A 12,306-nucleotide genomic window follows, 5' to 3' on the forward strand; every position below is an offset into this window, starting at 1 on the left:
CCTAACTATCTTACTGTGTGCGGTACGCACCACGTTTGGCGATGTCTCTATTTCACCACAAAAGGGTAATAAATACCTCATTAGAAAAACTGAATGTTTTTTCCAAAATTCATTTAGATTTTCTTAATGATTGTGCGGTGAGGTTTTCACCCCGCGCCCCCTCCGAACCTCCTGTTCGAAGAGACAAGGTGAAGTTTGTAGCGACATCGCTATCCATCTCTCTCAGGCTAGCACTTTCAGAGCGCAAATATCGAACCCACTTCGTAACAGACGAACACTTCAAAACCAGTCCCAAAAGCATCTTCAACCCCAAGAATCGTCACATTCAGCGCGAAAATACTCGCTACACAAGCCAACATGCCGGCACCCCATTTCAGGCGTCTCAAAAAGAGCCGGCCGGAAGCCTGCGCGGTACCATATACAAGAGTCCACGATGAGAGACGCACCATGGAATACGGTGGCAGCCACAGCCAGCGCAATGCCGAGTGCACCAGGGAGGAAAATATGTCCATCTACGACATCCGACGTATGCAAATGCTCCTCGAAATCCAAGAACGCGGCACCGTCATCGCCGCAGCCGAAGCACTCAGCCTCACCCCCTCCGCCGTCTCCCAGCAGATTGCCACCCTCGAAAAAGAAACCGGCACCCCGCTTTTGCAGCGCATCGGCAGGCGTGTACAGCTCACCAGCGCCGGACTCATCATTGTCGACAGCGCCCGCAGCATCCTGCGCGAACTCGACCGCATGCAAACCTCCGTCGCCAACCTCACCGGCGAACCCGCAGGCATGGTCCGCCTCGCCATCTTCCAGTCCGCAGCCTTCGCACTGCTACCGGAAACCCTCAGCTACCTTACCGAACACGCACCCTCACTCACCCTGCAGGTACTGCAAATCGACCCCGAAACCGGAACCTCCCTGACTCGAAGCCGCGAATACGACATGGTGCTCTCCGAAGCCTACCCGCACCACCACATCCCCGAATACCCCGAACTGCACTCCGAACTACTCACCGAAGACCCGCTCAGCCTGATTGTGCCCAGCACCTCCACCATCACCTCAATCGAGGAGGCGCACGCACTGCCCTGGGTTCTCGAAATGGAACAGAACACCTCCCGCAGCTGGGCGCTCAACCAGTGCCGCACCGCAGGATTCGAGCCGGTCATCCGTTACAGCGCCAATGACATGATTACGAACTCCAACCTCGTCAAAGCAGGATTCGCCGTCACCATCGTGCCCGGCTTCATCCTCTCCTCCCTCTCCACCACCGAGGGGCTACGCATCGTCGAGCTACCCGGCAAGCCCTGCCGCAAAATCTTTACCGCCGTACGCCGAGAGTCCGCCGCCAACCCCGCCATCGCCATGGTGCGCGAAGCACTGCACCACGCGGTGCAGGTTGCATTCGGCGAACACGACAGGAGCGAAACCGCATAAGAAAAATTAACTGCCAGCCACGCCAGCAGACTAGACAATGCAAAGGTCGGGGCCGTTCCCAGGAACGACTCCGACCTTTCAACATACCTTTTTGAACAGGCGCCTATATATAAGGTATAAAAACACACAACGGAGCCATTCCCCCGCCGTGCCTATCCTTCACAGGGTCAGCCCAACTGCTAGTTCAGCGAAGCAACCACAGCCGAGCTCTGCACCTCGTAGAACGAAGATGACAAACCAGCTGCCGCCATATCCAGCACAGCGCTCACATGAACCTGCTTCAACGCAGAACCGGCAACATCCGAAGCCACCTGATAATTCAGCTGAACATCCAAGCGGTGACCGCGAGGAATAGCAGTACGCAACTCCAGAACGTTCTCGCTGCCGGCACCAGCTTGACCGGTCTGCTCGCTACGGCGCACCGCATCAAGATTCAGAGCATCCACAGGAGCCACCAGGGCTGAAGCACCCAGGCTACCCGAAGGTAGCACCGCCTGCCCCGAGGTAACACGAAGAGTCACCGCTGGATTCAACAACAAACCAGTCTTCGGGTCCTGCGCGCGAGCACGCACCATCAGGCGAGTACCCACCGGCAGCGTCGAATTGCCCTCATTAATAATGCTCAGGCGAGTCGGCAGATTCCGGAAAGCAACAGTACGCGCCGGCTGACTCTGCAAAGACACAGCCTGCACACCGTTAGCAGCCTTCAACTCCAGACGGATGCACGACTCGTTATAGCGCATCGGAACCTGCACCAGCGCAGAACTCGCCGCGCCACCGTGCTGTCCACCGCCGTGCTGACCGCGTTGCCCGCCGCGCTGTCCACCAGGACGCTGGGTCACCGGGGTCACGCGAGCGCGCTTACCGCCCGAACGAGTTGCCGCCTCCGCAGCGCTCACGCCGCCAGCCACCAGGGCAGCCGAAGCGCCCGCAACCTTCAACGCGGTACGGCGAGAAGCATTCATCAGATTATTCTTAGTCATTTTCTACTCCCCTAAGCCTTCGCGATACGGTACACGCCGCTAATCGTGCCCTGCCACCAGGTGCCGTAACAGTCAATCGTGCCCACCATCTGCAGGGTGTCACCACCGCCAAGCAGCAGGCTCACATGCTGAGGCAGGCGCTGCTCGTGCATCGTCTTACCGGTTTCCATGTCCAGCGCGACAGCCCACGCGTAAGCACCATTCGCCAAACCAGCCGGACCGCGGCGACGCTCACAGGTGTAAATCAGGCCGTCAGCGGTGGAATAGCGAGGAACAGCCGAAGAGTACACGTCCTTACGGTCCCAGATCTTACGCAGACCGCGGTCGGTAATATCCCAACGCTCCATACCGGGAGCAAAAAGCGCATTCGCAGGAACCGACGGGCCGGCACCCTCCGGGTACTTCGGGTAGGGGTAGCCGTAGGTGCTTGCACCGACCATCGTGTTACCCACACCGATCATGGAGTTCTCAGTGCCAGAGGTACCGGCAGTAAACAGGCCGGCGCTACCGATCTTCGCACCGTTATCGGTGCGGTACACAATGACCGACTCCTGAATATCAGAGTTATCGGTCAGCATCACGTAATCCGAACCGTTCGGACCAAAGAACGTCGGGGAGGCGCCGGAACCCCACGCGAGCTTACCGGGCTTGCGGGCGCTACCTCGATCGTACGCATGCCACCACTTGAGGGTGGGCGCACCGGTTGCGGTAGCGTTCAGCATATAAATAGCGTGGGAAGTAACCACACTCACGCCCTGCGGGCACGCCGAAATCGAGTTATCGATACGTTCACCCGCAATCGACGCCTTATTCAGGCGCATCGAGCGAATCGTGCCGCGGGCAGAATCAATCACCGCAATGTAGCCGTTCTTCGTCGCAACCCAAATGCGACCGGACCAGTCGGGCACCAGACCAACCACAGCGTCATTGGCACTCTGCGCGAGCATGCGGCTCAGGTCAATACGCTCATCAACCCGGATGCTGCGTCCGTCAGCAGAGTGGGAGAGGCGCAGCAGACACTGAGAGCCATCCACCAGAACCATGCGGTCCTGCGCATCAAGGTAGGCGTATACGCCACCGAGCAGTGCGCCCTTCGGAATGTCCAGGTGCGAAAGTTCACGACCGGTATGCGGGTCAAGGATAGAAAGCTTCGGGGTGATGAACTCGCCGTGGGCGAAGACCTGGGTGCAGAGCACCTGAATGAAGCCGTCGCGTCCGGCAAGGATCGTCGGGCAGGCGCCGCCGAGCTTCGTGCCGGTAATCTTCCAGTCACCAGCGCCGGGGCCGGCAAGAGGAGTAGCGTCGGAAGACTGGGCATCACCGTGCATGGTGGTAATGCCGGGTGCGCCCAGGTGCGGATTCGCCTGGGCGTTATAGGTGGGGGTCATGGTTGGTTCTTTCTAACGGTGAGTGGCACACACCTTCATTGGATTCAATGGAGTGCACAAATATGCGCTTTCACATGCGCAAACGTTTCACATTGTAGGGTCAGAAAGCAGCTTTTGACGACACTAAAGGGCACCTTGAAACATTGTTCAGGCGACACTTGAGAGCTTCACCAGGAAAGCTCTCAAGCACTACCTTTCAGATTCAAGGCGCCCCTTTACCCCATCACCACGGACTCTCATACCCGCGGCGATTATTTTTAGCTATTTCTCCATGAGCGCCTTTGCCAGGGCATCATCAAGAACCAAGTCAGTAATTGCGCCCGTACGCAACGCGCCGCGCAAAGCACGCACACGGTGAGTACCGGACGCAACGCAAATACGGCGCGGAATGCGGGCAAGCTCCTTCGGAGTCGGACCGGACGCACGCTTATTCAACTCAAGATCAGCCCACGAGCCGTCCTCACGCAGAAGAATCGTGCACATATCCCCCACAACGCCCAGCTCACGCAACTGACGCTGCTCCTGCACCTCAAAATAGCCACCCGAATACACGTGAGAAGGAATAGGTCCACCAAAAGCACCCACGCCAAAAATAGCGAGGTCAACATTCTGCTGGGCATGCAGATTCTTCTGCACGCTACGCTCACGCCACATGGCGGTCTTCGTGTCCGCATAGTCAAAGAACGCGGGAACCGGAAAATGGATAGTCTGCGCATCATAGGCATTCACCAACTGCCCCAGCAGGGAACCCAGGTACGGAATGCCCGAATGGTGCGCGTTACCGGCACCATTCATCTGCACCACAGTCACGCCCTTCAGAGGGCGGCGCGGCAGATGACGAGAAATCTCGGTCATCGTTGAACCCCACGCCACACCCAGGCTCGTTCCATTATCAATCAGGGAATCAAGTAGAGCCGCCGCAGTACGGGATACCTGGCTCATGCGGGCGATGGGGGTGGCGTCCGAACGGACATTCACGAGAGTAACGCGCACCTTATAGCGCTCACCGATGCGGCGCTCAAGCTCGCTGCGGGCACGGAAGGAATCATCTAGACGGATCTGCACCATGCCGCTCTCACGAGCACTTTTAAGCAGACGCGACACAGTGGCTCGAGAAACCCCCAGACGAGCCGCGATAGCGTCCATCGTCATGTTGTGAATGTAGTAAAGCTGCGCTGCCTCGTAGGTATGGTTAGCGCGTTCGTTCATCTGCCACAGACCCCCAGTGAAAATCCGTTCATACTGCTTGGTTATTATTTCACCATTGGGTTTTACTAAATGCAAGATGAAACCCCCACGCCGCACAAGCGGCAATACAGGAAAGAGCAGTACATGAGCTCCCAGCACATTGCACAGCAGTCTCAGCTGACCGCCGAGTCCCGCGCCAAGGCGCTCAAGAGCATGGTCAACGAAGAACTCGACATCTTGGTCGTCGGCGGCGGCATCACCGGTGCAGGCATTGCCCTCGACGCAGCAACCCGCGGTCTGCGCACCGGTATCGTCGAAGCAGGCGACTGGGCTGCAGGCACCAGCGCATGGTCCTCCAAGCTCGTTCACGGCGGCCTGCGCTACCTCTACAACCTCGACTTCAAGCTCGTGACCGAAGCACTGACCGAGCGCGGCCTGCTGCTGAACAAGATCGCACCCCATCTGGTGCACGCACAGCCCTTCCTGTGGCCCCTGAAGATGCCCGTCATCGAGCGCGCATACTCCGCAATCGGCATCGGCATGTACGACACCCTCGCATTCCTCGGTTCCCGCGGCAACAAGGGCGTCCCCTCCCAGCGTCACTTCACCAAGACCGGCACCAAGACCGTCTTCCCCGACATCAAGGACTCCGCATTCAGCGGCGCAATCCAGTTCTACGATGCACGCGTTGACGACGCACGCCTCGTCATCGACGTCGTCCGCACCGCTGCAGGCTACGGCGCACTGGCTGCATCCCGCACCCAGGTTGTCGGCTTCACCAAGGATGCATCCGGCCGCGTCATCGGCGCAGAGCTGGCAGACTTGGAGACCGGCGAGCGCCTGAACGTACGCGCAAAGCACATCATCAACGCAACCGGCGTGTGGACCGAAGAGTCTGAGTCCCTCGCTAACCCCGAGGGTGGCCTGGAGGTTCTGGCTTCCAAGGGTATCCACATCGTGGTTCCCCGCGACCGCATCAACGCAACCAGCGGTATCTTCACCAAGACCGAGAAGTCCGTTCTCTTCATCATCCCCTGGCAGCGTTACTGGATCATCGGCACCACCGACACCCCCTACGCCGAGGACCGCGAGCGCCCCGTCGCAACCAGCAAGGACATCGACTACGTCCTGATGCAGGCCAACAAGCTGATCGCTAACCCGCTGACCCGCGAGGACATCATCGGCACCTACACCGGTCTGCGCCCGCTGCTGCAGCCCAAGGTCAAGGACGGCGCAGCATCCACCAAGGTTTCCCGCGAGCACACCGTGACCGAGGTTGCACCCGGCATGAGCGCCATCGCAGGCGGCAAGCTCACCACCTACCGTGTCATGGCTGCCGACGCTGTCGACTTCGCACTGGGCGAGCAGGCTAAGCAGAACCCCTCCGTGACCGCAACCATCGGCCTGGTCGGTGCAGACGGCTACCACGCAATCGCTGCTAACCGTGCACGCTACGCAGAGCGTTACGGCTGGGATGAGGACCGTATCACCCACTTGCTCGAGCGTTACGGCGCGCAGATTGAGGACCTCGGCGCTCTCATCGACGCTGACCCCTCCCTCGGTGCTCCCCTGGCTAAGGCACCCCAGTTCCTGCGTGCAGACGTCGTCTTCGCTGTCCGCTACGAGGGTGCACTACACCTGGAGGATGTACTGGTCCGCCGCGTACGCCTCGACCTCGAGCAGCGCGACCGCGGTCTGGCAGCAGCAGACGAGATCCTCGACATCATGCGTGCCGAGCTCGGCTGGGACGACAAGAAGGTCAAGGAAGAACTCGACCTCTACGCAGCACGCGTTGCAGCAATGCGCGAGGCAGAGTCCACCTCCACCGACGCTGAGGCATCGGCAAAGATTGAGGCTGTCACCCCCGTGGCACCCCGTGTGAAGCTCTAATCCGTAGAGATTCCACGCACCTTTCGTGACCGGTTATCCGGTACGAACCGACCGTTCACCCCTCACCGAGCATGGGTTATCTCATATTTTCGGTGAGGGGTGGACGAGAGGTTAAATAACCGTTTACGATAATCCCCTGCATAAGAAGCAGCGAGCTAAATACAGGGTTAACCCACTGGTACGATCTGCTTCTCATCCAAAAACATCTATCAATTTTTCGTAGCAATCCGCTACACATTTCAGCACAGCGTTGTGCCCCGATCCGCCCGTGCGGTGAGGACGCACGGGAACACGCAAGCAAAGGTTCGCTTGCCTTCCAGACGCTTCGTCTTCAAGGAGCATCAATGTCTCTTCTTGCTTCCGCAGGAACTGTACTTGCAGCCGGCTCATCCGCACTCGTGGATGCATCCGGTGCCCCCACCACTCTTGGTTTTGTACTTTCCGAGTTCTTCGGCACCTTCATCCTGATTCTGCTCGGTGCCGGCGTATGCGCCGCAGTGACCCTGAAGAAGTCCTATGCTAAGGACGCAGGCTGGGTTGTTATCACCTTCGGTTGGGGTCTGGCAGTGTTCACCGCCGTATACCTCTCCTTCCACTCCGGTGCACATCTGAGCCCCGCTGTGACCGTTGGCCTGGCAACTGCAGGCCGCGACCTGGCAACCGGCGTTCCCGCAACCCCGCTGAACATCACCCTGTACATCGTCGCTCAGATGCTCGGCGCAATGGCTGGTGCAACCGCAGCCTACCTGACTTACAAGAAGCACTTCGATGAGGACCCGGGCGACCGCCTCGGCATCTTCGCAACCGGCCCCGCTATCAAGTCCTACGGCTGGAACTTGCTCACCGAGATTATCGGCACCTTCGTCCTGATTGGTTGGATCATCGCATCCGGTAAGACCCCCGCCCAGATTGGCCCCTTGGCTGTTGCATTGGTCGTTGTTTCTATCGGTATGAGTCTTGGTGGCGCAACCGGTTACGCTATCAACCCCGCACGTGACCTCGGCCCCCGTATCGCCTACACCTTCCTGCCTATCCCCGGTAAGACCGGTTCCAACTGGTCTTACGCTTGGGTTCCGGTTGTTGGCCCGATCATCGGCGCTATCCTCGCAGGCCTGATCGTTCCGGCAGTTCTGCCCCTCTAAACCTCTCTAATACCCCCGTTCTTTTGTTCTAAGGAAAAATCAATGACGACTTCTCTGCACTCCGCAACCCTCAACGTCGAGCGCAAGTACATCCTCTCCATTGACCAGGGCACGACGAGCTCCCGCGCGATCCTGTTCAACAAGGCGGGCGAGAACGTAGCGCACGGTCAGCTCGAGCACGAGCAGATCTTCCCCAAGGCAGGCTGGGTCGAGCACAACGCAACCGAAATTTGGCAGAACGTCCGTAAGGTCGTAGCAACCGCTATGGCAAACGGCGAAGTCAACCACCACGAAATCGCTGCAGTCGGCATCACCAACCAGCGTGAAACCACCGTCGTATGGGACAAGAACACCGGCGAGCCCGTCTACAACGCAATCGTCTGGCAGGACACCCGCACCCAGGAAATCGTTGAAGAGCTCGCAGGCGAAGAGGGCGTTGGCAAGTACCACGACATCGTCGGCCTGAACCTCTCCACCTACTTCTCCGGCCCCAAGATCAAGTGGATCCTGGACAACGTTGAAGGCGCACGCGAGCGCGCAGAACGCGGCGACCTGCTCTTCGGCAACACCGACACCTGGCTGGTCTGGAACCTGACCGGTGGTGTTGACGGCGGCGTGCACGTCACCGACGTAACCAACGCATCCCGCACCCTGCTGATGAACATCCGCACCCTCGAATGGGATCCGCAGATTGCTGCAGATATGGGTATCCCCATGAGCATGCTGCCCGAGATCAAGTCCTCCTCCGAGGTGTACGGCTTCGGCCGCGCGACCGGTCTGCTCGCAGGCACCCCTATCGCGGGTATCCTCGGCGACCAGCAGGCTGCAACCTTCGGTCAGGCTTGCTTCGAGAAGGGCATGGCGAAGAACACCTACGGTACCGGTAACTTCATGCTCATGAACACCGGCAACGAGCCTGTCTTCTCCAACAATGGTCTGCTGACCACCGTCGCATACAAGATTGGCGATGCAGCACCCGTCTACGCTCTGGAAGGCTCGGTCGCAATGAGCGGCTCCCTGATCCAGTGGCTGCGCGACAACCTGCGCATGATTGAGCACGCTGCAGAGTCTGAGGAACTGGCTACCTCCGTCAAGGACTCCGGCGGCTGCTACGTTGTTCCCGCATTCTCCGGCCTGTTCGCGCCTCACTGGCGTTCCGACGCTCGCGGCGTCATCGTTGGTCTGACCCGCTACGTGAACCGTGCACACATCGTGCGTGCGGCGCTGGAAGCAACCGCATTCCAGACCCGTGAAGTTCTGGACGCAATGAACGCTGACTCCGGTGTTGAGCTCTCCGAGCTGCGCGTGGACGGCGGCATGACCGCTAACGAGTTCCTAATGCAGTTCCAGGCTGACATCCTCGGCGTTCCCGTGATCCGCCCGAAGGTTGTTGAGACCACCGCTCTGGGCGCAGCATACGCTGCAGGTATCGCTGTTGGTTTCTGGACCGGCGAGCAGGACGTTGTGGACAACTGGGTTGAAGACAAGCGTTGGCTGCCCTCCATGGAGCCTGCAGAGGTCGACCGCCAGTACCGCCTGTGGAAGAAGGCTGTCTCCCGCACCCTCGAGTGGGTTGACGAGGACGTTCCGACCGCCTAATCGCAGCACCCGTTGCCTAACGGCACGGCCCGCGTACTAGCGACGCCCCGGCTGCTTCTCCCCCGCTATGGGGTTGAAGTAGCCGGGGCTTTTCGCTGTTTTATGACGCTCAATTCAGCGTTTATTGCGGCGTAATTTCTACAAAAATTAGTGCTGGGGGTACCGTTGGTTTTTGTAAATTTGGTATCTTCCGCCGATCACCTGGCGCGGTGTTGTTCGTGAGGTGTCAGTACCGTCCAGGATTCCGTTGACATATTCTGGGTTTCCTCGCGCAACCAGCGGTTCGCGCTGATACTTATTTACGCTCCTCTCACCGTCCGCCGTGGTGCTTCACGTACCGCGGAGGGCGGTGAGCTTTTATCGTTTCCTACACAGTTCGTAGAGTGAATGAGAGGGTATGGAGTACCCATCTTTTGTGTAAGAATTACGCATTCTATACCTCATATTGAGATACCCGTTCACCTGTTATGTGGGGTTGCTCTAATGGTGTTTGTAAACCTTTGATGTCTACTTCAAGCGCCGTATCATAGATATATAGGCTTATGATTCTATTCTGACCACCGAAGATGGCGGTTAGTTAAGCATCTGACACCTTCGGGTGCACGCGAGAACGGAGATAGGCTCCGTTGGAAGGAGGGAGCGGGTTTTCCCGCACCGATTATGGTTGATGTCCGTCGCCGTAAGCTTGCAATTATTGCTATGAATATTTCGGTTCTTGCAGCTGCTCTCTCCTGGCTGTTGGTGCTCTTCTCTGTTATGTATTCTGCCGCCGCTGTGCCGTGGGCTCTGGGCATTGCTATCGTGCTGACGGTGATTGGCGCCTACGCGCTGTACCGCTACTACTCCAAGTACTCGCACGTGCTCCCGAACGAGGACCCGGATGCGCACGATGTGCTCGGCCACGACCTGCACTCGACTCACCTGCCGCATCTGCACCACACGGAGGGCAACGCTGATGGAGTAGCCGCTAAGTAGCGAGCTCTTCATCCCCTAGATAGCAAAATGTGCCGCCTCACCAATACCGGTGAGGCGGCACATTTACTTTAAGATTGCGGTTCAGAGTCCGATACTGCAACCATGTCTGAACGGTTTGAGTCAGTACTTTGACGTGTTTCAGCTTCGGCTCTGGCTAGTTCTATCTTTTTGTTCTTTTCGACGATCAGAGCGTTATATTTCCAGCCGGGGATTCGTTCAAAAAGCCACCCAACCCAGAGAAGCGCAGCGGTAATGAGAGCGACAGGAATCAGGTAAATAAGAGCTCTCGGGTCGCGGGTGTGGTCTGAGCCAAGCACGGTGAGTTCCCATAACAGAAGGACTGGTGCCGCCATGGAAGGCATCACCATAAAAAGGATGAGGGCATAGTAAATGCCCATCTTGCTACCGGGCTTGCCTCTATTCATACGAGCTTGGGTAACGGCTCTCTCCAGGCGTTTGTATTCCTGCAAGGTTTCGCCGTCTAGAGGCGAAGCGTTAGGGATCTTGGCCATGATGTACCGTACAGCTTCTAAATCTGAGGGCGAGCAAATAAAGATATGTCCCTGGGACGTAACGGTATATTCTTTCGCAATGTCGAGGCACGCCTGCGCGTAACGGTTATTGAGTTCTCGGCTCTCCGGGTTTTCCTTGAGTTGCCGGCGGAGGTCTTTCAGGTCTTCCATGTTTCTCCTTGCAATTTCAGTCGTCGTTGAACCCATCGTTGAGGCACGAGAAACACAGGCCATCCCCTACCCGCTACGGGGTGGAGAAGCCGGAGTATTGAATTGCGGTGTATCGGTGTGTACTTCACAGAATGCCAGCTCTTGGGGCTCAATCAAAATTGGCGGGGCACAGTGAGAGGCATAACCGGCGATGCATATATCTCGTAGCGGTTAGTTATAGACAAAACCCGCCGCGGGTACGGTACGGAGGCGCCCCTCCCCTATGATGGTTGAAAGGGGTATTTACCCCTACCATCATCTGCAGTACACGCCCACGAGCCTACGAGGAAGAGCATGACCAAAGCGACCGATTCGCCGCAGCCGCCGGAAGCACTCGCGCGCTGGTACACTCGCTATTCGAGCCCCGTCGGCGTGCTCTACCTTGCCGCCCGTACGGATGCGATTGTGGGCATCTGGTACGAGGATCAGGCGCACTTCCCGCTCCCCCATGAGCTTGGTGGACTGATTGAAAACCCCGGTGACTATCTGCGGGGGCACAACGTTGCAGAAGGTGAAGAGCCTACCGGCAAGTATGCTGCAGCGCGGCTGCTGTCGCGTGCTGAGGCAGAGCTCTCCGAGTATTTTGAGCGCAAGCGCACTTCTTTTACGTTGCCCCTAGACCCTGAGGGCACCGATTTTCAGCTGATTGTGTGGGAGCACCTGAAGACTGTTCCTGCCGGGTACACCACCACGTACGGCGAGATTTCGCGTGCGGTTGGCCCCGGCGCTCCGGCGCAGGCTGTGGGGCAGGCGGTCGGCCGCAATAAGGTTTCTATTATGATTCCGTGTCACCGCGTTATTGGTGCTGATGGTAGTTTGACTGGCTACGCTGGCGGTGTTGAGCGTAAGCAGTTCCTCCTGGATCTGGAGGAGCCGGAAGAGGTGCGGGAGGCGCGGCTCTTCTAGCTAGGTCACCCGGCGGTGTCACTCGGCGGTGTTTGAGACTTATCAGAGGGCGGAGCATGCATCGGATGCGGGCTCTGCCCTT

Annotated in this window: 10 protein-coding genes; 6 read left to right on the forward strand and 4 right to left on the reverse strand. The window is 58.2% G+C overall.

All coding sequences use genetic code 11. The features are described 5' to 3' along the window. Positions 1-504: 504 nt before the first annotated feature. Positions 505-1,431, forward strand: coding sequence for a LysR family transcriptional regulator (locus HMPREF2842_RS01270; RefSeq protein WP_049337534.1), 927 nt, complete (start codon positions 505-507; stop codon positions 1,429-1,431). Between the two features lie 179 nt (positions 1,432-1,610). On the opposite strand, the gene HMPREF2842_RS01275 is transcribed toward HMPREF2842_RS01270, so the two are convergent. The 3 genes from HMPREF2842_RS01275 to HMPREF2842_RS01285 all read right to left on the reverse strand — a co-directional run bounded on the left by HMPREF2842_RS01275 (position 1,611) and on the right by HMPREF2842_RS01285 (position 5,011). Next, positions 1,611-2,414, reverse strand: coding sequence for a hypothetical protein (locus HMPREF2842_RS01275; protein ID WP_049337532.1), 804 nt, complete (start codon positions 2,412-2,414; stop codon positions 1,611-1,613). 11 nt (positions 2,415-2,425) lie between these two features. Continuing rightward, on the reverse strand, positions 2,426-3,802 hold the full coding sequence (locus HMPREF2842_RS01280; protein ID WP_070641989.1) for a 6-pyruvoyl tetrahydrobiopterin synthase: 1,377 nt from the start codon (positions 3,800-3,802) through the stop codon (positions 2,426-2,428). A gap of 261 nt (positions 3,803-4,063) precedes the next feature. Further along, a complete protein-coding gene (locus HMPREF2842_RS01285) occupies positions 4,064-5,011 on the reverse strand; it encodes a sugar-binding transcriptional regulator (RefSeq protein WP_049359844.1) in 948 nt (315 codons plus the stop codon). 123 nt (positions 5,012-5,134) lie between these two features. Between HMPREF2842_RS01285 and HMPREF2842_RS01290 the strand changes: the two genes are divergently transcribed. From HMPREF2842_RS01290 to HMPREF2842_RS01305, 4 genes are all read left to right on the forward strand, one after another. After that, on the forward strand, positions 5,135-6,880 hold the full coding sequence (locus HMPREF2842_RS01290) for a glycerol-3-phosphate dehydrogenase/oxidase (RefSeq protein ID WP_070641991.1): 1,746 nt from the start codon (positions 5,135-5,137) through the stop codon (positions 6,878-6,880). Positions 6,881-7,224: 344 nt separating this feature from the next. Continuing rightward, positions 7,225-8,022 carry an MIP/aquaporin family protein gene (locus HMPREF2842_RS01295; protein ID WP_005507711.1) on the forward strand — a complete coding sequence of 266 codons (798 nt, stop codon included), beginning with the start codon at positions 7,225-7,227 and terminating at the stop codon, positions 8,020-8,022. Positions 8,023-8,064: 42 nt separating this feature from the next. Further along, positions 8,065-9,621, forward strand: a complete 1,557-nt coding sequence (glpK, locus tag HMPREF2842_RS01300) for a glycerol kinase GlpK (protein WP_070616624.1) — start codon at positions 8,065-8,067, stop codon at positions 9,619-9,621. A gap of 660 nt (positions 9,622-10,281) precedes the next feature. Then, positions 10,282-10,596, forward strand: coding sequence for an N-acyl-D-glutamate deacylase (locus tag HMPREF2842_RS01305; RefSeq protein WP_246823128.1), 315 nt, complete (start codon positions 10,282-10,284; stop codon positions 10,594-10,596). A 68-nt stretch (positions 10,597-10,664) separates the two neighbouring features. Here HMPREF2842_RS01305 and HMPREF2842_RS01310 read toward each other — a convergent pair whose 3' ends face one another. After that, positions 10,665-11,279, reverse strand: a complete 615-nt coding sequence (locus tag HMPREF2842_RS01310; RefSeq protein ID WP_070641996.1) for a hypothetical protein — start codon at positions 11,277-11,279, stop codon at positions 10,665-10,667. Positions 11,280-11,612: 333 nt separating this feature from the next. On the opposite strand from HMPREF2842_RS01310, the gene HMPREF2842_RS01315 reads away from it, so the two are divergent. Beyond that, positions 11,613-12,224 (forward strand): methylated-DNA--[protein]-cysteine S-methyltransferase, encoded by a 612-nt coding sequence (locus tag HMPREF2842_RS01315; RefSeq protein ID WP_049354903.1) that lies wholly within the window; start codon positions 11,613-11,615, stop codon positions 12,222-12,224. Positions 12,225-12,306 lie beyond the last annotated feature (82 nt).

The organism is Rothia sp. HMSC069C10, assembly GCF_001812205.1.
Lineage (GTDB): Bacteria > Actinomycetota > Actinomycetes > Actinomycetales > Micrococcaceae > Rothia > Rothia mucilaginosa.

Excerpts from the sequence above, each read along its gene's own strand:
- HMPREF2842_RS01270 (WP_049337534.1), top strand. The coding sequence starts at position 505 with ATGTCCATCTACGACATCCGACGTATGCAAATGCTCCTCGAAATCCAA.
- HMPREF2842_RS01275 (WP_049337532.1), bottom strand. The coding sequence starts at position 2,414 with ATGACTAAGAATAATCTGATGAATGCTTCTCGCCGTACCGCGTTGAAG.
- HMPREF2842_RS01280 (WP_070641989.1), bottom strand. The coding sequence starts at position 3,802 with ATGACCCCCACCTATAACGCCCAGGCGAATCCGCACCTGGGCGCACCC.
- HMPREF2842_RS01285 (WP_049359844.1), bottom strand. The coding sequence starts at position 5,011 with ATGAACGAACGCGCTAACCATACCTACGAGGCAGCGCAGCTTTACTAC.
- HMPREF2842_RS01290 (WP_070641991.1), top strand. The coding sequence starts at position 5,135 with ATGAGCTCCCAGCACATTGCACAGCAGTCTCAGCTGACCGCCGAGTCC.
- HMPREF2842_RS01295 (WP_005507711.1), top strand. The coding sequence starts at position 7,225 with ATGTCTCTTCTTGCTTCCGCAGGAACTGTACTTGCAGCCGGCTCATCC.
- glpK (WP_070616624.1), top strand. The coding sequence starts at position 8,065 with ATGACGACTTCTCTGCACTCCGCAACCCTCAACGTCGAGCGCAAGTAC.
- HMPREF2842_RS01305 (WP_246823128.1), top strand. The coding sequence starts at position 10,282 with ATGGTTGATGTCCGTCGCCGTAAGCTTGCAATTATTGCTATGAATATT.
- HMPREF2842_RS01310 (WP_070641996.1), bottom strand. The coding sequence starts at position 11,279 with ATGGAAGACCTGAAAGACCTCCGCCGGCAACTCAAGGAAAACCCGGAG.
- HMPREF2842_RS01315 (WP_049354903.1), top strand. The coding sequence starts at position 11,613 with ATGACCAAAGCGACCGATTCGCCGCAGCCGCCGGAAGCACTCGCGCGC.